We start from the raw sequence: 24141 nt of genomic DNA, 5'->3' as shown, positions 1-24141 counted from the left end.
AGTGTCCGCCACGCCGGGGTCGTCCTGCAAGCTGGCGCCGCATGAAAGCTTGACCTATATTCTCGACATTGGCATTGAGCTGCCGCGAAATGAAAGCACCATGAACAGTCTCGACCTTCCCACACGTCCCGAAGAGACCCGCGTCGTCGTCGCCATGTCGGGCGGCGTCGATTCATCAGTGGTCGCCGGCTTGTTGAAGCGCGAGGGCTACGATGTCGTCGGCGTCACCTTGCAGCTCTATGATCATGGTGCGGCAACGCATCGGGCCGGCTCATGCTGCGCCGGCCAGGACATCGACGATGCCCGTCGCGTTTCCGAGACGCTGGGTATTCCCCATTATGTGCTCGATTACGAGGAGCGGTTCCGCAAGGCGGTCATCGATCCGTTCGCCGAGAGCTACGTCGCCGGCGAAACCCCCATTCCTTGCGTTTCCTGCAACCAAACGGTCAAGTTCGCCGATCTCCTGGCCACGGCCAAGGATCTCGGCGCCGACGCGCTGGCCACCGGCCACTACATCCGCTCCGGCGCCAATGGCGCCCACCGGGCGCTTTACCGGCCGGTCGATGCCGACCGCGACCAGAGCTATTTCCTGTTCGCCACCACGCAGGCGCAGATCGACTACCTGCGCTTTCCGCTCGGCGGCCTGTCGAAGCCCCAGGTTCGCGCCATCGCCGAGGAGATGGGGCTGACGGTGGCCGCCAAGCAGGACAGCCAGGACATCTGCTTCGTGCCGCAAGGCAAATATTCCGACATCATCGCCAAGCTGAAGCCGACTGCCGCCAACCCAGGCGACATCGTTCATATCGACGGCCGCGTGCTCGGTCGCCACGAGGGCATTCTGCGCTACACGATCGGCCAGCGCCGTGGCATCGGCATCGCGTCCGGCGAGCCGCTCTATGTCGTCCATCTCGACGCCGAGCGCGCCCGTGTCGTGGTCGGCCCGCGCGAGGCGTTGGAGACGCACAAGATCTATCTGCGCAACATGAACTGGCTGGGAGACGGAGGCCTCGCCGATGTGCCCGCCGGCGGCATCGAGCTGTTCGCCAAGGTGCGCTCGACCAGGCCGCCACGGCCGGCCGTGCTGCGTCACGAGGCAGGTGTGGCCTCGGTCGAACTGGCCGACGGTGAATCCGGCATCGCGCCTGGACAGGCCTGCGTGCTCTATTCCGACGACGGCAACGAGGCCCGTGTCTTCGGCGGCGGCTTCATCGTGCGCTCCGAGCGCGGCGCCGAAGCCGAAGCGATGCTGAGCCGGCTGGCCGCGAAGCCGGCGCAAGTTCCCGCCGAGTAGCTCTCCCCTGGCCATCGTACCAGGAGTGCGACGTACCAGTACGACGTAGCCTTCCTTCAGGCCGTGGATTTGGTGTGGGTGACGGTGCCGGCCGTCAGGATGCGCAGCACCCTGATCGCTTCCTCGCCGCTGGTGCGTGGTTCGGCGCGCGTTTCGATGCAGTGGATGAAGTGCTCCAGTTCGCGCGTCAGCGGCATGCCCTGGGCAACCGCGACATAGGACGGCTCATTGGTGGTGAATGCCCACTGGCCGCTGTCCTGCCACACGGCGTGGCGGTAGACCGCAAGCTTGCGCTCCCATGGCTCGACATCGTCGAACACCGCCATCGCCTTGGTTCCGACCACGGTCAGCCGCCGCTCGCGATAGGGGTTGAGCCGCGATGTGAAAAGATGGCTGCGCAGTCCGTTGGGAAAGCGCATGTGCAGATGCGCGAAATCGCTGAGATTGTCGAGGAGTGCCGCTCCCTCGCCGCGCACCTCGATCGGCTCGGTGCCGGTGATGGCCAGGATCATCGACAGATCGTGCGGCGCCAGGTCCCATAGCGCATCGTTCTCGGTATGGAACTTGCCAAGCCCCAGCCGGTGCGAATGGATGTAGCGGACCTCGCCGAGCTCGCCCTTGTCGATCAGCCCTTTCAACGTCTCGAAGGCGGGATGGAAACGCAGGACATGGCCGACCATGAACACGCGGCTATTGTCCTTGGCCGCCTGCACCGAGCGTTCGGCATCGGCCACCGTCAGCGCGATCGGTTTTTCCACCAGCACGTCCTTGCCGTTCTCGACGGCGCGCACGGCAAGATCGGCATGGAACTGCGGCGGCAAGGCCATGATGATGGCGTCGATGTCATCGCGGACGAACAGTTGGTCCGGCTCGATCGCCAGGCAGTCCTGTTCGCTGGCGAAACCTTCGGCGCGAGCCCGATTGGTGTCGGAAACCGCGTGCAATGCGCCGAGCGCCTTGAGGGTGCGGATGTGGTTGGAGCCCCAGTATCCGCAACCGAGGACTGCAATGCGCGGCTTCATCTGTTTCAAACTCTAAAAACTCGTGGCCGAGACATAGCGACGTGCCCCGTCGAACTCAACCCCGGCGGCACCAACCAGCTGTTCGTGCGGCAAAGCTTTTCCCCATCGAGAATAGCCCTGATATCGAATGCATCGAAGCTTGACAGGCTCGCCCTCCCAACCTTATATCCGCGCGACCTTGGCGAACGCCTCGAAATGCCTTTCGATTTAAGGCGGATTTCGGGCCTGTCGCCGCCCTGGCGGGGTAGCTCAGTTGGTTAGAGCACGGGAATCATAATCCTGGGGTCGGGGGTTCAAGTCCCTCTCCCGCTACCAATTTCTAGAATAATTTCAGATACTAACGGGCTCCGGCGCCCGAGAACCTTGGCTCGGTTTGCTATCCACGCAGCCATACCCGTTTGAGCGCGTAACGATCGAGTTCGCGGCCGATTTCCGCGCCGCCGCGTCAGCATCAGCGTGCTCAGGCTCTTGCCCTGCGGATCCTGCGCCAGTGACATAGCCGAAGGCGCGGCCGACACCGCCTATGGGATGGCCTTGCCGGACCCGAACCCGATCCTCACGGAGTGAGTAGCCCCTGGCGTGCTCCTACTTGGCCAGGCGCGCGGCATGCCACTTCAAATGGTCGTCCATGAAGGTCGAGATGAAATTATAGGAATGATCGTAGCCTTCCTGCATGCGCAAGGTGAGCGCGATGCCGGACTTCTTGCAGGCATCTTCGAGAAGCCATGGCCGCAGGCCGTCCTTGAGGAAGCCATCGGCGGTGCCCTGATCGACCAGGAATTCGCCGAAGCGGTGCCCGTCTTCGATCAGCGCTGTTGCGTCGTAGGCGCGCCAGGATTTCTCGTCCTTGCCGAGATATTTTTCCAGAGCCGGCCGCGACCAGTCTGCCGTCATCGGCTGAACGATCGGTGCGAACGCCGAGCAACTTCTGAAGTGCTCGGAGTTCTTCAGCGCGATGGTCAGCGCGCCATGCCCGCCCATGGAGTGGCCAAAAATCGACTGGCGCTCCATATCGGCGGGGAACTGGCTGGCGATCAGGGCCGGCAGCTCGTCGACGATATAGGAGTGCATCCGGTAGTTCCTGGCGAAGGGCTGCTGCGTCGCGTCGAGATAGAAGCCGGCGCCCGAGCCGAACTGCCAATTATCCTTTTCGTCGGCCACACCCTCGCCGCGTGGGCTTGTGTCGGGGCAGACCACGATCAGGCCGAGCTCGGCCGCCAGACGCCGGTATTCGCCCTTGTCCATGACATTGGCATGAGTGCAGGTGAGGCCCGACAGATACCAGAGCACCGGCAGTGGCCCATCCTTGGCCTGCGGCGGCACGAAGACGGCAAAGGTCATGTCGCAGGCGCAGGCTTCGGAAGCGTGTGAATAAACACCTTGCACGCCGCCATGCGACTTGGACGTGGAAACGACTTTCATCAGCTCTGCCTTCTCGTCAAGAAATCCCGGCCCGGCATAGCGGCCGGATGCATCGCTCGCAACCGCGAGCCGCTAATAAGTCCCGGCGGCGTTATCGAGGTGCACCCCGATAATGCCGCCGGTAGACGCCAGGCTTTGCGAACACGCTGACCTAGCCGGGAGGCTGGAGGCCAGCGAAAAGCCAGACGTTTCGATGGCCGGCGATCGGGCCGGCAGGGCGCCGGACTTGACGATTGCCCTTAGTGCCTGATCATCCCGGCGTCGACATTCAGCGTCTGGCCGGTGATCCAGCGGGCGTCCTCGCTGGCCAGGAACGACACGACATCGGCGATATGTTCGGGCTGGCCCTTGCCCTTCATCGCCTGGAGCATCTCGACGAAGCCGAACGCCTCGTTGTGCGGGCTTGCCTTGACGCCATCGCTCTCGATCAGGCCGGGCGTCACCGCATTGGCCGTGATGTTGTACTTGCCAAGCTCGGTGGCCAGCGCCCGGGTGAAGCCAATGACGCCGCCCTTGGCCGCGACATAGGCCGCCATGTTCGGCGTGCCGGCAAAGAAGGTGTTGGAGGCGATGCTGATCACGCGTCCGGCCTTGCCCGCCGCCCGCATCTGGTCGGTCGCCGCGCGGGTGACGATGAAGGTCCCTGTCAGGTTGACGTCGATGATCTTGCGCCAATGGTCGAGGTCGACGTCGTCCCAGGCGACGAACGGCACGATGCTGGCATTGTTGACCAGGATGTCGACGCCGCCGGTGAGTGCCTGTATCTCGCCAAACAGCGCTTTCACCGAAGCCGGATCGGCAATATCGGCTGCAATCGCCTTCGCCTTGCCGCCGATTTCGGCGGCCGCGGCCTTGGCGCCCTCGGCATTGATGTCGCTGACGATGACGGTCGCGCCGTCGGCCGCCAGCCGCACCACGATCGCCTTGCCGATGCCTTGTGCCGCCCCCGTCACCAGCGCCGTCTTTCCCGCAAGCCGTTCCGTCATGAAATTACTCCCTCGATGCGTGGTCTGTTGATGTCTGTTCAGGCGTCGGCGTCGATCACCGCCAGCGCCGCGTCGATGCCCTTGCCGACCGCAAGCTTCTGGCCAGCCGCGTTCATGGCGCCGCCAAGCGCCGTCAGCGCCGCGATCGCATAGATCGGCTGTGCCGTCGGGCCCATATGGCCGATGCGTGTAAGCTTCCCCAAAGTTTCGCCGCGACCCGACGAAAACACCACGCCGTAGCGGGTGCGCGCTGCCTGGCGAAGTGCTTTCTCGTCGACACCGTCGGGTGTGCGAACGGCCGTGGTGCTCGGCGAGGCGATTGCATCGCTGGCGGCCCAGATCGACAGGCCCATGGCGACGACGCCTGCCCGCATGGCCTTGGCCGTCAGTGCATGGCGCGCCCAAACCGCTTCTGGCCCCTCGTTGAGATAGAGATCGAGCGCCACATCCAAGCCGTTCACTTCGGCCACCGAGGGCGTGAAGGGGAATGGCTTGTCGCGCGACCAGGCGTTCTCCCAGTCGACGATGCTCAGCATCGAGGCGCGGGGCGCCGCCTTGTTGGCCTTCATCTTGGCCCAGGCGCGGTCGCTGACCCCCATGATCGTCAGCGCTGGCGGCGCGCCAAGACATTTGCCCGGGCCGGTCACATAGATGTCGGCCTTGCAGTCGTCCGGATGCGTCTTCATGCCACCGAAAGACGAGACGGCATCGACGATCAGGTAACCGCCATGCGCCGACACCAGCGCGCCGATGGCATCGATCGGGTTGATCGTGCCCGACGGCGTGTCGTGATGGCAGACGGAGACGACAGTGATTTCCGGATGCGCCTTCAGCATGGCGGCAACCGCCTGCGGGTCGATCGCCTCATTGTAGGGCACTTCGATTTCGAGGAGATGCGGTGAATAGCGCTTCGCCCAATAGCCGAACCCCTTGCCGTAGACGCCCGAGGCAAGGTTGAGCACGACGTCGTCCGATGTGATCAGCGACGCCGCCGCCGCCTCGAGACCCAGCACCGGCTCTCCGTGCAGGATGACTGGCTTGTTGGAAAGCCGCATCGCTTTTTGAACCTTGTCGACGACCTTCTCGTAGAAGAGCTGGAAGGCCGGGTCATAGTCGTAGAGCACCGTGCGGCCGAGGCCCCGCAGCACCTCGGCATAGGCATTGACTGGCCCCGCCGTCAGCGTGAGGACCGGATCCGCGTGATCGGGATAGCGCATGGTCTTGGTCTCCGGATTGGCGGCGATCAGCCGTAGAACTGTGTGCCGGTTTTGTAGGTCTTGAAGTTGTCCATGTCGTGCGAGTACATCAGCTCGGCGCCGTGATCCTCGGCAAGTTTCTTCACCCTGCGCATCGAATTGACGCCCGCGACCGGGTCGATATGGAAGGCGGCCTGGCAAAGCGTTTCCAGGCTCTTCTGCGTGTAGGCGGCGTCGATCGTGAACATGATCGGCTTGCGCTTGGGAAACTCGACCAGAAGGCTGTAATGGCCGATCGAGTGGCCGGGGGTGGAGATCAGTTTCACGCCTTTTGCCAGTTCGATGTCACCTTCGATGCCCTCGAAAGTCGAGTTGGCCCGTGTTGTGCCTGCCAGCAGTTGCGCGGTCGCGCCACGTGCCTCCGCCGCTTCCGCCGAGAAGCTCAGGTCCGAATAACCGAGATGTTCGAAGGGCTGCGGATTGCAGGCCTGCGGCACCTCCGAACGGTGGCAGATCTTCTTGGCATGCGGAAAGTACTTGTTGCCGCCGCAATGGTCGAAATGGAAGTGCGAGTTGACGACCACGTCGATATCCTTCGGCTCCAGCCCGAGCAGCGCCAGCGCGCCGGGAATGGTCTGGTGCTTTTCCTGGATCGGCTTCTCGAAGGGCAGCACCTTCATGACGTGGTCGTAGTCATAGCCGGTATCTATGAGGAAGCGGCCCTCGGCATGCTCGATCAGGATCGAATAGACGGGGAAGCGCACTTCGCCGCCTGGGCCACGGTTCCAGAACACATGATAGCCGTCGAGGACAAGTGAGCCGCCGTCAAGCAGGTAGACCTTGGTATCCGACATTGTTGCCTCCTTTTCCGGCGCGGGTTCCATCCGCGCGTCTGGTTTTTCTCAGCGCGCCCCGCGCTCGTATGGAATGCCCAGTGCCGCCGGCAGGCTGGCCCGCCGCCCGAACAGCACCAGCATGATCATCACCGCCAGGAACGGCAGCATCTGGATGACATCGGTCGGTATGTTGATGCCCGCCACCTGCATGGCCGTCGTCAGCGACAGGCACACGCCGAACAGAAGAGCGCCAAACAGCACCCAGATCGGCCGTCCCCGCGCCAGCATCGCCAGCACGATGCCGAGAAAGCCGGCGCCATTGGTGATGAACGGAATGAACAGGCCCGCTCCGACATTGGCGAGATAAGCGCCGCCAAGCCCCGCCAGCGCGCCGGTCGTCAGCACCGCGATGGTGCGGGTCCTGATGACGTCGATGCCGGCGACATCGAGCGCGGCCGGCTTGTCGCCCGCTGCCTGCAGATTGAGACCGAGCTGCGTGCGGCGGTAGAGGTAGCTCATGGCGAACACCAGGGCGACCGCTAGATAGACGATCAAATGATGCCTGAAGAAGGCCGGGCCAATCACCGGAATGTCGGACAGCAGCGGAATGACGGTTGCGTCCGCCGCCGGCAGGCGAGGATAGCTGCGCGAGAACTGGAAATGATGGAGCAGCGCGGTCAGGCCTTCGAGGCCAAGCGTAAGCGCGATGCCGATGACGATCTGGTTCAGCCCAATGCGCACGCAAAGCAGCGCCATGATCAGCGCCACCGCGATGCCGCCGGCAGCGCCGGTGAGGAAGCCCAGCCACAGCGATCCCGAATAGAACGCGCCGACGAAGCCGAGATAGGCGCCGGCCAGCATCATGCCCTCGATGCCGATGTTGAGCACGCCGGCCTTTTCCGACATCTGCTCGCCGAGCCCGGCAAGCAGCAGCGGAATGGCGGCGGTGACGGCGCCAAACAGCAATGCGCTGAGAAAGACTTCGCTGAAGAGCCCGGTCATGCCCTACGCCTTTCTCGACTGATGATAACGGTGGTCGACATATTCGGCCAAGGCGAGCACGATCAGCACGATGGAGACCAGCACCAGCGTGAAGTGATTGGGCACGCCAAGCCGCCGCGCCGCGCTCTCGCCGCCGATCGACAATACGGAGAGCAGGAACACGAAGCCGATCGCGGCAAAGCCGTTCATGCGGGCGAGAAACACGGCCGGAATGACCGCCAGCCCATAGGCTGGATTCCAGTCGGCGCGAACATTGCCTTGCACGCCGATGATGTCGACAGCGCCGGCAAGGCCGGCGAGCCCGGCGGAAATGGCAAAGACGGCAATCGTCAGGCCGGGCACGCCCAGCCCCGCATGAACCGCGGCGCGCGGATTGGCGCCGACGATCCTCAGTTTCAGCCCGAATGCCGTACGCGTCATCACCAGATGCACGATGATGATTACCGCCAGGCCGAGCAGCAGGCCACTGGTGATGGTGGTTTCGAACAGGCGCGGCAGCCGGTCTTCCACCGGCAGCGTGCGGGTCTGCGGCACGGTCGTGCCGGGATCGCGAAACACCAGCTTGACCAGCACATTGGCGAGCGACGTGCCGAGGAACGTCATCATCAGCGTGGTGATGATCTCGTTGACACCCTGATAGGCGCGCAGCAGCGCCGGCACCAGCGACCAGATCATGGCCACCAGCATGGCAATCAGGAACGCGCAGAACAACGCCAGCCAGGCTGGCATGACCTGCACCAGCACGGGAGCGCTGGCCGCCGCCGTGACGGCTCCGAGCAGGAACTGGCCGTCGCCGCCGAGGTTCCACATGCCGGCGCGAAAGGCAACGATCAGGCCGGCGGCGAGGAACAGCAGTGGCGCCATGCGCGTCAGCGTCTGCTGGATGCCGAGCGGCGAGAAGAGGCCCTTCTCCAGCACGTAGCCATAGTAAGCGAGCGGGTCGACGCCGACGGCAAGCAGAATGCAGCCGGCGATGACGAGGGCGGCAAGGATCGGCCCAAGCGTCATCAGCAGCCGGTGCACTATGTCGCGCCGCGTGGCGGCTGCGCTCGTGGCATCGAGTGCGGTGGCGCCGGCGGCGGGTGCGGTGTCGATGCTCATGCGGCAAGTCCGATCATCAGGCGACCGACCCTGGTGCGGGCGTCGTCGGCATTCGCCACGGTGCCGACCAGCACGCCATTGGCGATGACGGCGATGCGGTCGCACATGCTGAGCAGTTCCTCGAGGTCGGTGGAGATCAAGAGTACGGCGAGGCCGCGTGCCGCCGTGTCGCGGATGCGCTGGCGCGAGGCCAGCGTGTTGGCGAGATCGAGCCCGTAGGTCGGCTTGTTGAAGATCACCACCTTGGCGCCTTCGGCCAGTTCCCGCGCCAGCAGCACCTTCTGGATGTTGCCGCCGGAAAGCCGCGCCACCGGTGTCTTCAGGCTTGGCGTGCGCACATCGTATTCGCGCACGAGCTCGGCGGCACGCCTGTCGATCTCGGCGCGCTGCTCGACGCCGCTGCGCCAGAAGGGCGCCGCCCCGACCTGCTTGAGGAAGAAGTTGATGGAGACAGGGAACGTGCCGACGGTGCCCTCGCCCAGCCGGTCGTCGGTCAGGTAGCGAAGACCGCGGTGGCGGCGTTCGCCGACGCTCAGCGCCTCGATGGCGGTGCCCTCCAGCCGAACCGAGCCGCTGGTCGCCGCCCGTTGACCGGCCAAGGCCTCCGCCAGCTGTTTCTGGCCGTTGCCATCGATACCAGCGATGCCGAGTATCTCGCCCGGGCGGATGTCGAAGGAGATCGACGACAGGCCGGGTGCATTGTCGGTCGGCGCGACCGTCAGATCCGCGACCTGAAGCAGAGGCGCGGCACTGGCATCGACCGCGCGGGCCGGACGTTCGACCGCTTCGGGATCGTCCTTCTGCTTGCCGAACATCAACTCCACGATCTCGGAAATAATCTCCTGCTCGCCGAGTGCGCGAAACCGCTCGGGCGGGATCTCGCCCACCTTGCGGCCGAGCTTGAGAACCGAGATGCGGTCGCCGAAGGCGGCCGCCTCCTTGAGCTTGTGGGTGATGAAGACGATCGCCAATCCCTGTTCGACGAGGCGCCGCATCAGCGCGCCAAGTTCCTCGATGCCCTTCGGCGTCAGCATCGAGGTGGATTCGTCGAGGATCAGCACCCGGCTGTTGCGCACCATGGCGCGCAGGATTTCGACTTGCTGCTGCTCACCGAGCGAGAGTTCCGAAACCTTGGCATGCAGTTTTACTGTGATGCCGAGGCTGCCAGTGATCTCGGCCACGCGGGCCGCAAGCTCTTCGGTCCTCGGACGCTGCCACCAGGGCCCGCCAAGAAGCAGGTTCTCGGCGACTGTCAGGGTGGGCACCAGCATCATGTGTTGGAACACCGTTCCGATGCCAAGCGCCAGCGCATGGCGCGGCGACGTGATCGGCGTCGGCTTGCCGTCGACAAGTATGCGCCCCTCGTCCGGCTGCTGCAGGCCCGACAGCATGCCGATCAAGGTGGATTTTCCCGCGCCGTTCTCGCCGAGCAGTACATGCACCTCGCCAGGATGGATCGACAGGTCGACGCTGTCGTTGGCGACGATGCCGGGAAAGCGTTTGGTCACGCCTTCGAGCGCGACGATGTCGCGGCTGTCGACGGGCGATGAAGAAAGACTGCTCATGAAAGCCCAGCACTGGAAAACGGGAAATATCCGGAGGGGCGAACCGATCGCCCCTCCGGCAGCCGACTTCTGGTCGCCTTACTGGGCGACGCTTGTCATCAGCGCCCTGACGGCGGCGGCGTCATAGACCGGCTCGACCTTGATCTTGCCGGAAATGACGTCCTCGCGCAGCGCCTGGATTTCGCTCCAGACGTTGCCGGGGATGGCGGCGGTCTTCAGCAACTGCACGGAATCGTCCTTGAGGCCGATCGAGTAATGCTTGGTACCGAACGTGTCGGCTTTCAGGTCGGCGATCATCGCCGCGTAGACCGGTTCGATGTTCCACACCACCGACGACAGCAGGAAGCCCTTGTCGATTGGCGACTTGTCGCCGATGACGTCGATGAAATAGACCTTGCCGCCATCGGCGGCCTTTGTCGTCTCGACTGCCTGCAGCATGCCGAAGCTGGAGCCGTTGCCCTGGCCGAAAATGATGTCGGCGCCCGAGGCGATAACGCTTTCGGTGACGCGCTTGCCGCCGGCAGCGTCACTGTAGGCGGCCGGCCCGATCACCGCATAAGTGATCTTGACGTCCGGGTTCTCCGCCTTCACCCCTTGCGCGAACGCCGCCGATTGCGAGTTCCACGATGGCGGTTCACCGGAGACGACGATGCCGACCGACTTCGAGCGCGACATCTTGGCGGCGAGACGGCCGGCCAGATAGGCGCCCTGGTGGCCGCTCAGCGTGTAGTCGGCGACGAGGCCTTTCTTCAGCCCGTTCGGCGTATCGACGATCGCTACCGGAACCTTCAATTCCTTGGCGATCTCGGGCGCCGAGGTGTTGTAGCCGCTGGCATGCGCGATCAGCAGGCTGGCGCCGTCGGACGCGAGCTCGCGCAGCGTCGGACGGACATCGCCATAGCCGAGGCCCTGCGCCACGACCACCTCGACGCCGGCTGCCTTGCCGGCTGCCTTGGCGGCGTCGATGCCTTGCTGGTTCCAGCCATAGTCCGTGCCTTCTTCAGGCGTGAGGATGGCGATCGACTTGACTTCGCCGGCAAGCGCGCCGCCCGTCAAGATACCAGACAGTATTAATGCACTTACGCTACCCTTCAGGATCTTTAACATGTTACCCTCTCTGTTTGATTTCCAATCAATATTTTTATTGTTATTGCGCACAAGCGAGATAGACTGCCTGAGAAAGCTACCCATGGAGCTCAGGCAAAGTGAAAATCCGTTATGTCCTCCCCGTGATGTTGGCGTTCACATCGCTTGCCAACGCGGTTGAGTTGCACCATGTGATCGTCCGCAAGGGAACCGACGGGCTCGATATGGTGCCGTTGACGATTTCGAATGCCGGCAAGAAAGGTGTGTCCTGCAACGCCGACTTCGCCCACTGGTATTCAGAAGGGATCGCCACGATAGAGCCGGGCATGAGCGCTCGTGTCGAACTCTGGTTCGATCCCAAGACCGGCACCTTCACCATCCTCAACGACAAGCGCGAAAACCTGCCGGTCGAGCGCCTGTGGTGTGGCCTCGCGGGTCGCGCATATGCCACGCGCGGGCAGATCGCGCTCGACCGAACCGATGCCGCCAAAGGCGAGCGCGAGGTGTCCTGCGGCATGGAGCAGGACAGCCTGGCATGCCGGTAGGCGCTCATTGATCGGTCCGTCCGGGCCATCGTGCCCTATTCCTTCGCCAGGAACTTGTCGGTGAAGACGTCGTCGGCCGATAGCGCGGCTTTAAGCACGCCCTGGTCGGTGAGCGTCTTCAGCGTTTCCTCCCACTGCGTCTTCGTCATCCAGCCGAGGCCGTGATCCTTGGTGTCGGGGCTGGTGAAGGTGGAGGCGATGTCGGCGTTGATCTGCGCCAGCAGCACATCCTTCTTGTCGGCATAGCCTGGAGCAGCCTTGGCAGTGATCTCGGCGGCTTCTTCCGGATGGGCGACAACATAGTCGAAGGCTTCCCTGTAGGCCTTGACGAAACGGGCGACGACGTCCGGCTTGTCCTTGGTCATTGTCTCCGAGGTGAACAGGCCGGAGCCATAAGCCTTCCAGCCATGGTCGGCGCCCATCATGATGCTGAGCGAACCGGGACCGCCCGCCTTGGCTTCCAGTTCGGGAACCTCGGCGTCGACATAGCCGACCACCGTCTGGACCCGGCCGAGAAGCAGATAGCTTTCATAGGGCGGCGAGACGCTGTTCAGCGTCATGTCCTTTTCGGTCAGGCCGTTGGCCGCCAGGAAGCCCTTGAAGAAGATGTAGGTCGAGCCCGCTGGATGAATGCCGATGGTCAGGCCCTTGAGATCGGCCGGCTTGGTGAGCTTCACCGTCTTGGCGAGCGACATGATTGCCAGCGGCGAGTGCTGGTTGACGGCGGCCACCGCCACCACCGGAACGCTCTGCGAGCGGGCGACGGCGAGCGTGGGAAGATCGCCGAAACCGAAATCCGCGTTCCCGTTGCCCACCAGCCGCATGGCATCCGGCGAACCCGAACCCTTGCGGATTTCGGCAACGTCGATGTCGTTCTTGGCGAAGAAGCCTTTTTCCTTGCCGACGAAGAACATGGCATGATTGCCGCGCACCACCCAATCGAGTTGGACCGTGATCTTGTCAGCCGCCAGCGTCGCGTTCGAGAAGCCAAGCGCGCCGGCAAAGGCCGCAAGCGTGGCTACCTTGATAAGTGAGCGTCTCAGCATTTTTGTTCCCTTTTATTGACGGTGGTTGATCGAGAGGCCTAGGCCTGGCTGAATTTCGGTGCCCATGGCACCACGATGCGTTCGAGGATTTCGGCGGCGTAGTAGAAGGCGATGCCGAGCACGGAGACGAGCAGCAGCGCCGCGAAGACCAGCGCGGTGTCGAGCTGGGTCGAGGCGAACTGGATGACGTAGCCCAAGCCGTCCGAGGCACCGGCGAATTCGCCGACGATGGCGCCGATCACGCTCAGCGTGGCCGCGATCTTGGTTCCCGCCATCAGGTTCGGCAGCGAATGCGGAACGCGGATCCTGAACAGGATCTGCGTCGGGCTGGCGCCGACCGAGTTCATCAGCGACAGCAGCGAGCGATCGACCGACTGCATGCCGGCCAGCATCGACAATGTCACCGGGAAGAAGGCGATGACCAGGATCAGGCCGATCTTGGGCGCGAGCCCATAGCCGAACCAGAGAATGAAGATCGGCGCCAGCGCCACCTTCGGCACGTTCTGGAACAACACCACCAGCGGATAAAGCGCTCGGCCCAGCCAGTCGAAGCGCACGATGACCAGCGCAATGGCGACGCCGACCACGACGGAGACAAGGAACCCGAACAGGATCTCGCCTGCCGTCACCAGCGTCGCCTGCATCAGCGTTGCCCATTGCGCGACCAGCGATTGCGCGATTTCGGACGGAGCGGGAATGATGAAGGCGGAGATAGCGAAAATCCGCACCACGGCTTCCCATACGACGATCGTCGCCAGCAAAAGTATGACCGCCGGCAGCCAGCTGCCGGTCGCGGCCACCCAACTCGAGGCAAACCGCGAGTCGGAGGGATTGGTGATGGGTTGATCGCTCATGACACGCCTCCCGGTTGGTGGCTGGCGCGCAGCATGGTGCGCAGTTGAACCACCAGCCTGACGAACTCCGGATCTTCCGTCACCGACAGATCGCGCGGATAGGGCAGGCCAATATCGAGGCTTTCGGTGATCCGGCCCGGCTTGATCCCCAGCACATGAACATGGCGAGACAAATGAATGGCCTCGTCGATGGAGTGGGTGACAAGAACGATGGTCTTGCCGGTGCGCTGCCAGATCTCCAGCAGCGACTGACCCATCTGGTCGCGGGTAATGGCGTCGAGCGCGCCGAACGGCTCGTCCATCAGCAGCACCGCCGGATCGAGCGCCAGCGCCCGCGCGATAGCGACGCGCTGGCGCATGCCGCCTGACAATTCGTTCGGTCGCTTGTGGGCGCTGTCGCCCAGGCCCACCAGCTCAAGCATCTCCTGTCCGCGCGTCCGTAGTTGCGCGCGCGAAAGCGACTTGTCGGCGATACCGAGCAGCATGGAAGCGTTGTCGACCGCGTTCTTCCACGGCAAAAGGTTGGCGTCCTGGAAGACGAGGCCGATCATGCGCTTGCGCGCCGCCTCGACCGGCGAAAGCCCGGCGATCGAAACGCTGCCGCTTGTCGGATTTACAAGTCCGGCCAGAACCTTCAGCAAGGTGCTCTTGCCGCAACCGGAAGGACCAATGAGAGAAACAAACGAGCCCTTCGGTACCGAAAGATCGATGTTCTGCAGAACCAATTGCCTGGCCATGACCACCGAAACGCCCTTGGCGGAGATCAGGTCGTCGTGACGTATATGGGCCGGCCGACCGCCGGCTGCCCGGATGGTTTCAACACGCATGGCTTGGCCCTCCATGCGGCGCCCCAACCCGACCGGCTTTGTGAGCACGATGTGTCATGGCTACTCCCGGCCCTCCAGGATGCGCCGCACCGCGACGAGCTTGCGCGCCCGTTCGCCTTGCAGCGCCTTTGTCTGCTCGGGCGTGTAGGAGAACATGCCCTCCCCCGACTTGATGCCGAGCTTCGACGCGTTCGTCTTTTCCAGCACCATCGGCGCGACATCGTCGCGATTGGAGAGATCGGCGTTGAGGAACGACGAAACGGACTTGTAGATATCGAGGCCCGCCATATCGAGCAGCGCCATCGGCCCGATCACCGCGATCTTGTAGCCGATGCCCCAGGAGACGCAGGTGTCGAGATCTTCCGGCTCGATGACACCGCGCTCGACAAGGTCGACCGCCTCGCGCAGCAACGCATAGAGCACGCGGTTTTCGACGAAGCCCGGAACATCCTTCTTCACCACCACCGGCAAGAGGCCGATCGAGCGGATCAGGTCGCGAATCGTCGTCACGATATGCGGCGCGGTCTTTTCGCCTGCGATCACCTCGATCATCGGGATGATATGCGGCGGGTTCGACCAGTGCATGCCCACCATCCGCTCGGGATGGGAGATGTGCGCCTGCAGCTTGGTGATCGGGATGCCCGACGTGTCGGACGCTACGATCGTGTCCGACGCGATCAGGCTGTCGATCGTGCGATAGACATCGGCCTTGATCGAAATGTTTTCAGGAACGTTCTCGATGACGAGGTCGGCGCCCGATACCGCGTCTGCGATATCATCCGTGAAGCGGACCGTTCCGGCGCCGGCCGGAGGCACCGCGATACCCAGGGCGTCGAGAACGCCCTCGGCCACGCCCAGCATGGACCCCGCGCGCTCGATCGCGGCCGGGGCAACATCGTAGGCGACGACCTGCAGGCCGCCCCTGGCGAGCCGGGCGGCCATGCCAGGCCCCATCGTACCCAGACCGATGATGGCGATACGCTGGATCATTATGCTGCCCTGCTTTGCGTTGCTGCTTTTGATGCCGCGATGAGGTCGGCGGCTTTCTCGGCGATCATGATCACCGCCGCGTTGATGTTTCCGCAGACCAGGTCGGGCATGACGGAAGCGTCCACCACCCTCAGGCCGTCGACGCCGCGAAGCCGCAATTGCGGGTCGACGACCGAGGCCGCGTCGGCGCCCATCCGGCAGGTTCCTGCCGGGTGATGCACGGTGATCGAGGTCTTGCGGATATGCTCATCGATCTCGTCGTCGCTCTGGCACTTCGGGCCAGGGAAAAACTCCGCCTCGATGAAGGGCTGCATGGAGGGCTGAGACGCGAGGTCCCTCGCCACTCGGAAGCCGGCCCGAAGCGAGCCCCAGTCCTTCGGCGAGGCGAGGAAATTCTGGTGGATCAATGGCGCCGCGAGAGGATCGGCCGAGGCCAATTTCACCGCGCCCCGGCTTTCAGGCTGCGTCGCCACGATCCGTGTGGCGAACCCGTCCGGAAATGGCGCCTTGAACGGCTCGAAATACGGCCACGCGGCGAGCGGGGCGGCCGTGAACAGCAGTTGCACATCCGGCAACGGACGCTCCGGGCCGCTTTTCAGGAATGCGACGACCCCTCCGGGCACATCTCCCGAGAAACCTCGTCCCGTGAAGTAGGTCTTGGCGAAATCGAACCCGATCCGGTCGGCACGCATGTTGCGAAGGAAAGGGCCGCCCGGCCCCCGGCGCCGGTACATGAGAATGACCGATACGTGATCCTGCAGGTTCTTGCCGACCGCCGGCAGGTTGACCCGCGTCTGGATACCGCGCGTCGCGAGCTCCTCCGGCTCCCCTATGCCGGACAGCATCAGAAGTTGCGGCGTGTTGATGACGCCGCCCGAGAGCAGGACTTCCCTGCGGGCGACGACCGACCGTTGGCCGCCGCCATGGTTCACAACCACGCCGGCGGCGCGCGTGCCCTCCAGCGTGATCTTCGTCGCCGTCGCTCCGGTCAGGACGGTCAAATTGGGCCGCTTCAGGGCTGGCCGCAGATAGGCGGACGCGGTCGAGCTGCGCCGACCTTTCGAGATCGTCATCTGGAGGCGGCCGAAACCTTCCTGCCGCTCACCATTGTAGTCGTCCGTCTGTGGATATCCTGCCTGCACGCTGGCCTGCGCAAACGCGTCGATCAGCGGGTCCTTGTAACGGCAGAACTGGGTGCTGACCGGACCATTGCCGCCGCGAAAGTGGTTCGCGCCTCCTTCCCAGCTCTCCTGCTTGCGGAAATAGGGCAGCACCTTGTCGTACGACCAGTCATGGAGCCCGCTGGCCGCCCAACGGTCGTAATCGCCGCGATTTCCCCGCACATAGGCCATGGCGTTGGTCGACGAAGACCCGCCGATCACCTTGCCGCGGGCGCACTCGACCCTGCGTCCGCCGACATTGTCTTCCGGTTCACAGAAATACATCCAGTCGTGGCGACGCTCGGTCAGGATCTTGCCCCAGCCAAGCGGGATGTGGATCATGGGGTCGCGATCCCAGCCGCCGGCCTCGAGCAGCAGCACCGAACATCCGGGGTCGGCGCTCAGCCGGTTGGCGAGCACGCAACCGGCCGATCCGGCCCCAACGATGATGTAGTCGTAACTTTCCGCGTGCGGCATGGTGCGTTTCATTGCCTTGGTCCGGCGCTCCTGCGCGAGGGAACTATTGAAACCGAGCCTGGACCATCCCGGCCAGGGCCGGATGGACTAGGTATTCCTCAAGGCGGCCGGGACTAGGCCAGGCCGGCCTCTCTCAGACGCTGCGACCAGTGATTCCATCCTCGATCGATCTGGGCGCCGACGAGTTTTCCTGCCGTCCTTATCTCGCCCGGCGACAGATATTTGATGTTGCCGATCCGCAGGCCGGCCGTGAGCGCTGCCGCTTCCTGCTCGAGATAGAACGCCCGGAAGACGACCTCACGCACGGAGTTGCCGACATTGACGACGCCATGCCGCGCCATGAGCACCACTGTCTGGTTGCCGAGACTTTCGGCGATATCAGCGCAGATCCCGGGGCTGCCGCCGAAGAGATCCGTCTCGTCGCCATTCTTGTCGCGAATCTCGTAGACCGGGACTTTCTCGCCGATGAAAGCTCCCATGTGGGTGACCGGCCGAAGCGGTGTGTCGACGAAGCAGTACGGCAGGACAGCCGGAGAATGAGTGTGGAGCACACACTGGACGTCGGGCCGCGCCTTGTAGATCTCGCTGTGGATGTAGCGCTCAAGATAGGACGGGCGATTGTCCGACGTCTCGCCGTCGAGATTGAAACGCTGGATGTCGTCGACGGTTATCAGGCTCGGAGCAAGCTTCTGCGCCAGGAAGAAGCTTTGGGGATCCTGGGGGTCACGGGCACTGATGTGCCCGAACGTATCCATGATGCCTTCGTTCAGAAGGATCTTCGTCGCCGTGACCAGCTCTTCGAAGACCGTCTGGTGCGCTGGGCTGTTGTCTTTCATTTCCAAATTCTCCCATTTCGCGGCGCTGGCGACCATTTTTATTCTTAGTTATCGGTCGCCGGCGTCGCGGATTTCACTTGTTTTCGTAGAGGCCGACGATCCGGTTTTGCTCGATGATGTTCCCGGCATATTTCTGCAGGAACTCCTCCCTGGTAGGCGTCCCTTCGACCTTGGTGTCCAGGGCATAAACCCAGAAGTAATAGTGATGTTCTCCATGGCCTGCGGGCGGCTGGGGCCCGTAATACTGCTTGCCGCCGGCGCCGTTTGGCCCGACGCGAAACTTCTCCTGCGCATCCGAAAGGTCGGTGGTCGACGGATCGATGCCGTAGACGACCCAATGCGTGAAGCCGTTGGGCAAGGGCGCGTCGGGATCATGGCAGATGACCGCGAGTTCCTTCGTGCCCGCGGGGACGCCGCTGACCGTAAGCCTGGGCAACACATTGCCTTTGTCGCCGGCATGCTCGTCGCGCAACTTCCCGAGCGGCTTGAAATCCGCTGACGTAATCTTGAGGTCCTTGATGTTCAGGGGCATGGAATTCGTCCTTCGCCAATTTCGATCGAATTAGACACCGGCCTTGAGGTCGGCGACGGATTTGCCCCCGACGCGCTGATGCACGCGCGGACCCGATGCGACGGCCACGCAGATCAAAAGCTCATCGGGGCGCGGGCCATCCGGCACCGAAAATGTGACGGCATCATAGTGGGAACGGATATAAAGCTCGTCCTTGTGGGCAAGCGGGATATCGATGGATGTGCCGGCTGCGGCGACCTTGCTGACCGACGAGATCCAGGCCTTGCCGCCGCCCACTTGCTGACGCAGCGGATCTCCGAACACCGTGGTGATGCAGGCGACGACATGTTCTTGCTCGCCGGATGTGCCCGCGATACCGCCTTTGCCATAGCTTTCGACCGGCCTGTTGCCGAGCAGCGCCACCGCCCGCTCGCCGAGCGCATGACCGATGGCTGAACTGGGATTGGTCAGGTCGGACAGTTCGGCGACGAACTTTCCGGCGAACGGATTGCGGATGACAACGCCAGTCGCGACTTTGACGAGGGTCTCGCCAGGCTGGCCGCCATCATGCCGGCTTTCCTGGACCGAGGCGTACCACCCCCTGACATCGTAGTCCCGTTCGACTTCACTGGAATAGTTCATCTTTGTCTCCTGAAGGGAGCGCAGCTTGCGCGCGCCGATTAATGCGTTGAGCGGCTCGTCCGATGCTACTGCGGCCATGAGAAGACGCCGCGCAGCGGGTCGTAGCGGGCTGCTTCCAACGCCGCCGGCGTGAACATGTTTCCCTTCGAGAGCGAGCGGTTCGCCGCATAGTCGCCGGACAGCGCCTGACAGCGATCGGTGATCGGGCGAATGCGCTTTTCCCACGCGACGAGCGCGTCCTCGACCGAAGAGCCCGTCTGCAAATCCTGCGACAGGCTGAAGGCATTGACCATCGCGCAACCGGCGCCCTGGGCAAGAGCCGGACACATCGCATGCGCGGCATCTCCCACCAGGGCCACCTTACCTCTTGTCCAGCTGTCAAGCTTGGTCGTTTCGTACTTGTCGTACCTGGCTGTTTTCAGCTTGGCCGCCTCGATCAGGCACGGCTCCAGGAAAGGGAACATCTCGACCCAGACCTCGAGATCGATCGGCACCTGCGACCCCCGCGGATCGGCGGCTGGAGCCATGAGGCCGAGGTAAAGCTCATTCTCGTTGCAGGGCGAGTAGAGGATCCGCTGAACGCGCGGCCAGAAGTTCCACATGTCTATGGTGTTGTCCCACTCGCCGTGACCGAGTTCCTTCTTCTTGCGAGGCACGATCAGCCGGATGAGACCGTCCTTGGAGACCCATCGGTCCTGCTTGAAGCCAATGGAGTCCCTGACCTTGGACCCAACACCGTCGGCGCCGACGATCAGGTCGGCTTCGAGAACCTCTCCCGTCTGAAGCGTCAGGCGACCTTCCGGATCGGCGGCAACCGCTTCGGAGTTGACCGATACGTCGACACCCAGCGCGCGGGCGCGGTTGACCAGGGCATCATGCAGGTGGCTCCGGGTCATGATGCGCCACGGGAGGCCGTTGAACGTCTCCTTGGAAACCGACTTGTTATGCATCCAGGTCTCGTAGGTCGGGGGCGTATGCGAACCTTGGAGAACATCATCCAGGGCGCCCAGTCCTTCGAGCACGCGAAGGCCATTGTGCCAGAGATAGATGCCCGCGCCGAATGCCCGCAGCTCCGAGCTCTTTTCGTGCAGCCTGACATCCCAACCGTTCTGCCTCAGAGCGATGGCGGCGGTCAGACCGGCAAAGCCGCCGCCAGCGACCTCGGCACGGCGCGCCTTACCCTGGGTTTTGTTTACATTGGCCATTTTCTATCCTGATGCTGCGTACAAGAAGACGGCGTGCTGGGCCGTCAGGCGTCGATGAAATTCGTGATCGCTTTCAGCGTGATCTCGGGAGATACCTCGTTGACGTAGTGGTCGGCGCCCGGAACGACGACCACGGGCAGATCGGGCCGTAGCCGGCTTGTTTTCGCCAGCGCCGCCGCCGAAACCAATTTGCTCGCCTCGCCCCGAACGATAAGGACGGGCTTCGCCACATCCCGATAGGCGGGCACCAGGTTCGATCGCAGGCCCTTGGCCGTCTGGGCCATGGCCGCGGGCGACGCCAATGGTCGCAGCCCGCCGTCGACCCGCTGATAGCCGCTCTCGGCTCGGATCCTGATGGCGTCGGCGGGAATGTTCGGATAGCGGCCAGCAAGATAGGCTTCGACGGCCTTGATATCCTCGAAAAGCTGGCTTCCCGCGTTTACCCGGGCTTCCAGCGTATCCAACGCTTCGGTCTCGATATAGGGCGTGAAGTCGATTGCGATGACCGACCGCACCAGTTCCGGATGTCGCACGGCGGCCGTGACGGAGTTTCTCGCGCCAAGCGAATGTCCGACGAGGATGGCAGGACCCCGATCGAGGGTACGGATCAAGCCGGCAATGTCGTCCGCGTAGTCATGCGCCTCGTAACCGCCTTCCGGCTTGTCGCTGTGGCCGTGCCCTCTCTGGTCGACGGCCACGGTCGTGAAGCGATCCGAAAGCCGAGCCATCAACGGCGTGAAGACCGCGGAATTGGAGGTAATGCCATGGAAAAACAGCATCAACGGGCCGTTGCCGGCCTCGCGCACATTCACGGTGATGCGGCCGGTGTCGATGCGTCGCGAGCCAAATCGGTCGGAAGCTATCCCTGCCGCAATGTTCATGATCCTCACCGTCACTGCCCGTCTCGGTCAAAAGGATCATACAGCCAGAAGGACGTCAAGCAGATTGTCTGACATTCTTGCAATCTTCAGATTTGACAATCTGGCTATTTTCCACGGCGTGACGTATGCTGGTTAGGAGATTGCGACTCAAACCGATGAGACGTTAGAAATGCCTCCAGATTTGAATTTGCGAATTTCTCCACGAACAGTTCAACGGGAGACCGTCGACAAGTTACGGCTCGCCATCTTCTCCGGATTGTTCCAGCCGGGAAGCCGCCTCATCGAAAGTCAGCTGTGCACACAGCTCGGCATCAGTCGCCCTTCGCTAAGGGAGGCTTTGCGCAGTCTCGAAGCCGAGCGCCTGATCGAGATCGTCCCCAACCGCGGGCCGTCGATACCGTCGCTTACGTGGGAGGTGGCAACCGCCATCTACGAGGTTCGAGAGCTGCTTGAAGTCGAGGCCGCGGGACGCTGCGCGTCGAGAATTTCCCCGGAGCAGTTGCTTGAACTCGAGAAATCTCTTTCCGCGTTCGAAGCGGCGGCGTCCAGCAATGACAGCCTGGCACAGGTCATGACCGCCGCGGACTTCTATTCGATCGTACTGGCCAATTGCGGCAACCCGATCCTTGAGGAGGTCCATCGTGGCCTTGTGGCCAGGATCAGCTTCTTTCGCGGACGATCGATGTCATTGGATGGCAGGGCACAGAGCAGCCTGGCGGAGATGAAGGAGATATACGAATCCATCGCCGCCGGCGACGAGAAGGCCGCCCGCAAGGCCTCCAAAAATCACCTGTTGAAGGCCAAAGCGGCAGCGAAGATGTCCATGGACAGCGCGATTTGAGTTTTTCGAAAGACAGTTGCTCCGCCTGAAACCCGAAGCCTTTGAGGATGTCGCGGATCGACTGTCCGCGCACAGCTCGATGCGTAGGCCACCTCGTGCCGGCGCCAAACTTGCCGACCAAATACGCAAGCGTCAGATGGAGTGATGATGAGCTGGGCGAATTTTGAGCGCGAACGGGATGCCGATATCGTCATCGTCGGCGGCGGGTCGGCTGGCGCATTGCTTGCGGCGCGACTGAGTGAAAAGCCGGACAGCCGCGTTCTGCTGATCGAGGCAGGCGAAGAAGCGGTGGATCCCGACATCTGGAACCCCGCCGCATGGCCGGCACTTCAGGGCCGTGGCTACGATTGGGACTATCGCACGGAGCCGCAAGCCGGGACCGCTGGCCGGGTGCATCGCTGGGCGCGCGGGCGGGTGGTCGGCGGCTCGAGTTGCCTGCACGCGATGGGTTACATGCGTGGTCATCCCCGGGACTTCCAGGCATGGGTCGACGCGACCGGCGATAACAGATGGAGCTGGGATGAATTGCTGCCCGCGTTTCGGGCTATCGAGGATCACCCGCTCGGCGGCAACGGCCTTTACGGCAAGGGCGGGCCGATGCCCGTCCATTTGCCGGCCGACGAGGTCAGTCCGGTCGCGCGCGCGTTTATCGAAGCCGGCGCTTCGCTCGGCCTGCCGCGTCTTGAAGGGCACAACAGCGGGGAGATGATCGGCGTCACCCCGAACTCCTTGAACATTCGCGATGGGCGGCGGGTTACGGTGGCGGACGCCTGGCTCACGCCGGCTGTTCGAGGCCGCGAGAACCTGACCATCCTCACGGGATCGCGAGTGCGGCGGCTTAACCTGGCGAGCAATCGGGTCCGCGGCCTCGAAATCGCAGGGCGACAGGGTCCGGTCGAAATCCTCGCGGATCAAATTGTCCTTTGCGCCGGCGCGCTGGAAAGTCCGGCTTTGCTGATGCGCTCGGGCATCGGTCCGCACGACATGCTCGATACCGCCGGCGTTGGCTGCCTGATCGATATGCCGGAAGTCGGTCGAAACCTTCAGGATCACCTGCTTGGCGCCGGCAACCTTTATGCGGCTCGCAGGCACGTTCCTCCATCGCGCCTCCAGCACTCGGAATCGATGGCGTATATGCGCGCCGACGGGTTCACCGGTACCGGTCAGCCCGAAATCGTCGTTGGTTGCGGCATCGCGCCGATCGTGTCGGAACGCTTTCAGGCGCCTGCCGCCGGCACGGCATATTCGCTGCTGTTCGGGATCACCCATCCAGCGAGCCGCGGCAGCGTGCGCATAAGCGGGCCGGAGCTCGATGATCGGTTGATCATCGACCCCGCATATTTGCAAAGCGGCCGGGACCGTGCGCTGTTTCGCCAGGCGCTCGAGGCAGCCCGGACGATCGGACATCGGGATGAACTCGCCGGCTGGCGCGAGCGCGAACTCCTGCCAGGCAGCCTGAACAGCGCGGCTGACATGGACGACTTCATCGCGCAGTCGGTCATCACGCATCATCATCCCTGTGGCACTTGCAGGATGGGCAAGGATCCGGACGCCGTCGTCGATGCGGATCTGCGGCTGAAGGCGCTCGACAATCTTTTTGTCGTCGACGCGTCGATCATGCCCAGTCTAACCGCGGGACCTATACACGCCGCGGTTCTCGCGATCGCCGAGACCTTCGCTCGATCTCGCGCCTGAGAAATAGCATATCGCCGGCAAAGCAAGCACGACCTGGCGACACGGCACCAACGGCGTTTCAGCGATAGCTAACGGAACCGAATGGCTATCGCCGAATTTTGCTTCAGGCGGATTACGGAAGGGA

Annotated in this window: 23 protein-coding genes and 1 tRNA gene; 5 read left to right on the top strand and 19 right to left on the bottom strand. The window is 63.2% G+C overall.

The window, feature by feature from the left end:
• Positions 1-100: 100 nt before the first annotated feature.
• Positions 101-1291: a tRNA 2-thiouridine(34) synthase MnmA gene (mnmA, locus tag MESAU_RS10330; RefSeq protein ID WP_041163680.1), complete on the top strand. Its 1191-nt coding sequence runs from the start codon at positions 101-103 to the stop codon at positions 1289-1291.
• Positions 1292-1347: 56 nt separating this feature from the next.
• Here the strand turns inward: mnmA and MESAU_RS10325 are convergent, their stop codons facing one another.
• Positions 1348-2313 carry a Gfo/Idh/MocA family protein gene (locus MESAU_RS10325; RefSeq protein WP_015315992.1) on the bottom strand — a complete coding sequence of 322 codons (966 nt, stop codon included), beginning with the start codon at positions 2311-2313 and terminating at the stop codon, positions 1348-1350.
• Between the two features lie 238 nt (positions 2314-2551).
• On the opposite strand from MESAU_RS10325, the gene MESAU_RS10320 reads away from it, so the two are divergent.
• Positions 2552-2628, top strand: a tRNA-Met gene (locus MESAU_RS10320).
• A gap of 270 nt (positions 2629-2898) precedes the next feature.
• Here the strand turns inward: MESAU_RS10320 and fghA are convergent.
• The 8 genes from fghA to MESAU_RS10280 form a co-directional block, all read right to left on the bottom strand.
• A complete protein-coding gene (gene fghA, locus MESAU_RS10315) occupies positions 2899-3735 on the bottom strand; it encodes an S-formylglutathione hydrolase (protein ID WP_015315991.1) in 837 nt (278 codons plus the stop codon).
• Positions 3736-3974: 239 nt separating this feature from the next.
• Complete coding sequence (gene pldH, locus MESAU_RS10310; RefSeq protein WP_015315990.1) at positions 3975-4721, bottom strand: pyridoxal 4-dehydrogenase, SDR-type; 747 nt, start codon at positions 4719-4721, stop codon at positions 3975-3977.
• 38 nt (positions 4722-4759) lie between these two features.
• Entirely contained in the window at positions 4760-5938 is a 1179-nt protein-coding gene (ppaT, locus tag MESAU_RS10305; RefSeq protein WP_015315989.1) for a pyridoxamine--pyruvate transaminase, read from the bottom strand.
• 26 nt (positions 5939-5964) lie between these two features.
• On the bottom strand, positions 5965-6771 hold the full coding sequence (gene pldA, locus MESAU_RS10300; protein ID WP_015315988.1) for a 4-pyridoxolactonase: 807 nt from the start codon (positions 6769-6771) through the stop codon (positions 5965-5967).
• Between the two features lie 48 nt (positions 6772-6819).
• Positions 6820-7755: a putative B6 ABC transporter permease subunit 1 gene (locus tag MESAU_RS10295; RefSeq protein WP_015315987.1), complete on the bottom strand. Its 936-nt coding sequence runs from the start codon at positions 7753-7755 to the stop codon at positions 6820-6822.
• Between the two features lie 3 nt (positions 7756-7758).
• Positions 7759-8856: a putative B6 ABC transporter permease subunit 2 gene (locus MESAU_RS10290; RefSeq protein WP_015315986.1), complete on the bottom strand. Its 1098-nt coding sequence runs from the start codon at positions 8854-8856 to the stop codon at positions 7759-7761.
• On the bottom strand, positions 8853-10421 hold the full coding sequence (locus MESAU_RS10285; protein ID WP_015315985.1) for a putative B6 ABC transporter ATP-binding protein: 1569 nt from the start codon (positions 10419-10421) through the stop codon (positions 8853-8855). The genes MESAU_RS10290 and MESAU_RS10285 overlap by 4 nt, the downstream gene beginning before the upstream one ends.
• A 78-nt stretch (positions 10422-10499) precedes the next feature.
• Positions 10500-11528: a putative B6 ABC transporter substrate-binding protein gene (locus tag MESAU_RS10280; protein WP_015315984.1), complete on the bottom strand. Its 1029-nt coding sequence runs from the start codon at positions 11526-11528 to the stop codon at positions 10500-10502.
• A 98-nt stretch (positions 11529-11626) separates the two neighbouring features.
• Here MESAU_RS10280 and MESAU_RS10275 point away from each other — a divergent pair, with 98 nt between their 5' ends.
• On the top strand, positions 11627-12052 hold the full coding sequence (locus tag MESAU_RS10275; RefSeq protein WP_015315983.1) for a hypothetical protein: 426 nt from the start codon (positions 11627-11629) through the stop codon (positions 12050-12052).
• Between the two features lie 35 nt (positions 12053-12087).
• Here the strand turns inward: MESAU_RS10275 and MESAU_RS10270 are convergent, their stop codons facing one another.
• From MESAU_RS10270 to MESAU_RS10225, 10 genes are all read right to left on the bottom strand, one after another.
• Positions 12088-13098, bottom strand: coding sequence for an ABC transporter substrate-binding protein (locus MESAU_RS10270; RefSeq protein ID WP_015315982.1), 1011 nt, complete (start codon positions 13096-13098; stop codon positions 12088-12090).
• Between the two features lie 38 nt (positions 13099-13136).
• Positions 13137-13952, bottom strand: a complete 816-nt coding sequence (locus MESAU_RS10265; RefSeq protein ID WP_015315981.1) for an ABC transporter permease — start codon at positions 13950-13952, stop codon at positions 13137-13139.
• A complete protein-coding gene (locus MESAU_RS10260) occupies positions 13949-14779 on the bottom strand; it encodes an ABC transporter ATP-binding protein (RefSeq protein WP_015315980.1) in 831 nt (276 codons plus the stop codon). Before MESAU_RS10260 ends, MESAU_RS10265 begins: the two co-directional genes overlap by 4 nt.
• A gap of 60 nt (positions 14780-14839) precedes the next feature.
• Complete coding sequence (gene fhmpcd1 / locus MESAU_RS10255; protein WP_015315979.1) at positions 14840-15769, bottom strand: 5-formyl-3-hydroxy-2-methylpyridine 4-carboxylate 5-dehydrogenase; 930 nt, start codon at positions 15767-15769, stop codon at positions 14840-14842.
• Positions 15769-17406 carry a choline dehydrogenase gene (locus MESAU_RS10250; protein WP_041163679.1) on the bottom strand — a complete coding sequence of 546 codons (1638 nt, stop codon included), beginning with the start codon at positions 17404-17406 and terminating at the stop codon, positions 15769-15771. The genes fhmpcd1 and MESAU_RS10250 overlap by 1 nt, the downstream gene beginning before the upstream one ends.
• Before the next feature lie 113 nt (positions 17407-17519).
• Positions 17520-18242: a class II aldolase/adducin family protein gene (locus MESAU_RS10245; protein WP_015315977.1), complete on the bottom strand. Its 723-nt coding sequence runs from the start codon at positions 18240-18242 to the stop codon at positions 17520-17522.
• Between the two features lie 73 nt (positions 18243-18315).
• Entirely contained in the window at positions 18316-18774 is a 459-nt protein-coding gene (locus MESAU_RS10240; RefSeq protein ID WP_015315976.1) for a YbhB/YbcL family Raf kinase inhibitor-like protein, read from the bottom strand.
• 30 nt (positions 18775-18804) lie between these two features.
• Positions 18805-19395 (bottom strand): amino acid synthesis family protein, encoded by a 591-nt coding sequence (locus MESAU_RS10235; RefSeq protein ID WP_041163678.1) that lies wholly within the window; start codon positions 19393-19395, stop codon positions 18805-18807.
• A 65-nt stretch (positions 19396-19460) separates the two neighbouring features.
• Positions 19461-20600 carry an FAD-dependent oxidoreductase gene (locus MESAU_RS10230; RefSeq protein WP_015315974.1) on the bottom strand — a complete coding sequence of 380 codons (1140 nt, stop codon included), beginning with the start codon at positions 20598-20600 and terminating at the stop codon, positions 19461-19463.
• 44 nt (positions 20601-20644) lie between these two features.
• Positions 20645-21481: an alpha/beta fold hydrolase gene (locus MESAU_RS10225; protein ID WP_015315973.1), complete on the bottom strand. Its 837-nt coding sequence runs from the start codon at positions 21479-21481 to the stop codon at positions 20645-20647.
• A gap of 169 nt (positions 21482-21650) precedes the next feature.
• On the opposite strand from MESAU_RS10225, the gene MESAU_RS10220 reads away from it, so the two are divergent.
• Positions 21651-22322: a GntR family transcriptional regulator gene (locus MESAU_RS10220; protein ID WP_015315972.1), complete on the top strand. Its 672-nt coding sequence runs from the start codon at positions 21651-21653 to the stop codon at positions 22320-22322.
• A gap of 147 nt (positions 22323-22469) precedes the next feature.
• Positions 22470-24017, top strand: a complete 1548-nt coding sequence (locus MESAU_RS10215) for a GMC family oxidoreductase (protein ID WP_015315971.1) — start codon at positions 22470-22472, stop codon at positions 24015-24017.
• The last annotated feature ends 124 nt before the right edge of the window (positions 24018-24141 follow it).

Origin of the sequence: Mesorhizobium australicum WSM2073 (assembly GCF_000230995.2) — a bacterium.
Taxonomy (GTDB): domain Bacteria; phylum Pseudomonadota; class Alphaproteobacteria; order Rhizobiales; family Rhizobiaceae; genus Mesorhizobium; species Mesorhizobium australicum.
This window is presented reverse-complemented; position numbering and strand designations above follow the sequence as displayed.

Bases quoted from the DNA above. Each gene is read 5' to 3' on its own strand.
- MESAU_RS10240 (WP_015315976.1), bottom strand. From the start codon at position 18,774: ATGCCCCTGAACATCAAGGACCTCAAGATTACGTCAGCGGATTTCAAG.
- MESAU_RS10245 (WP_015315977.1), bottom strand. From the start codon at position 18,242: ATGAAAGACAACAGCCCAGCGCACCAGACGGTCTTCGAAGAGCTGGTC.
- MESAU_RS10250 (WP_041163679.1), bottom strand. From the start codon at position 17,406: ATGCCGCACGCGGAAAGTTACGACTACATCATCGTTGGGGCCGGATCG.
- pldH (WP_015315990.1), bottom strand. From the start codon at position 4,721: ATGACGGAACGGCTTGCGGGAAAGACGGCGCTGGTGACGGGGGCGGCA.
- MESAU_RS10225 (WP_015315973.1), bottom strand. From the start codon at position 21,481: ATGAACATTGCGGCAGGGATAGCTTCCGACCGATTTGGCTCGCGACGC.
- MESAU_RS10295 (WP_015315987.1), bottom strand. From the start codon at position 7,755: ATGACCGGGCTCTTCAGCGAAGTCTTTCTCAGCGCATTGCTGTTTGGC.
- MESAU_RS10290 (WP_015315986.1), bottom strand. From the start codon at position 8,856: ATGAGCATCGACACCGCACCCGCCGCCGGCGCCACCGCACTCGATGCC.
- pldA (WP_015315988.1), bottom strand. From the start codon at position 6,771: ATGTCGGATACCAAGGTCTACCTGCTTGACGGCGGCTCACTTGTCCTC.
- MESAU_RS10280 (WP_015315984.1), bottom strand. From the start codon at position 11,528: ATGTTAAAGATCCTGAAGGGTAGCGTAAGTGCATTAATACTGTCTGGT.
- mnmA (WP_041163680.1), top strand. From the start codon at position 101: ATGAACAGTCTCGACCTTCCCACACGTCCCGAAGAGACCCGCGTCGTC.
- fhmpcd1 (WP_015315979.1), bottom strand. From the start codon at position 15,769: ATGATCCAGCGTATCGCCATCATCGGTCTGGGTACGATGGGGCCTGGC.
- MESAU_RS10325 (WP_015315992.1), bottom strand. From the start codon at position 2,313: ATGAAGCCGCGCATTGCAGTCCTCGGTTGCGGATACTGGGGCTCCAAC.
- MESAU_RS10215 (WP_015315971.1), top strand. From the start codon at position 22,470: ATGAGCTGGGCGAATTTTGAGCGCGAACGGGATGCCGATATCGTCATC.
- MESAU_RS10265 (WP_015315981.1), bottom strand. From the start codon at position 13,952: ATGAGCGATCAACCCATCACCAATCCCTCCGACTCGCGGTTTGCCTCG.
- MESAU_RS10260 (WP_015315980.1), bottom strand. From the start codon at position 14,779: ATGCGTGTTGAAACCATCCGGGCAGCCGGCGGTCGGCCGGCCCATATA.
- MESAU_RS10235 (WP_041163678.1), bottom strand. From the start codon at position 19,395: ATGAACTATTCCAGTGAAGTCGAACGGGACTACGATGTCAGGGGGTGG.
- MESAU_RS10285 (WP_015315985.1), bottom strand. From the start codon at position 10,421: ATGAGCAGTCTTTCTTCATCGCCCGTCGACAGCCGCGACATCGTCGCG.
- fghA (WP_015315991.1), bottom strand. From the start codon at position 3,735: ATGAAAGTCGTTTCCACGTCCAAGTCGCATGGCGGCGTGCAAGGTGTT.
- MESAU_RS10220 (WP_015315972.1), top strand. From the start codon at position 21,651: ATGCCTCCAGATTTGAATTTGCGAATTTCTCCACGAACAGTTCAACGG.
- MESAU_RS10270 (WP_015315982.1), bottom strand. From the start codon at position 13,098: ATGCTGAGACGCTCACTTATCAAGGTAGCCACGCTTGCGGCCTTTGCC.
- ppaT (WP_015315989.1), bottom strand. From the start codon at position 5,938: ATGCGCTATCCCGATCACGCGGATCCGGTCCTCACGCTGACGGCGGGG.
- MESAU_RS10230 (WP_015315974.1), bottom strand. From the start codon at position 20,600: ATGGCCAATGTAAACAAAACCCAGGGTAAGGCGCGCCGTGCCGAGGTC.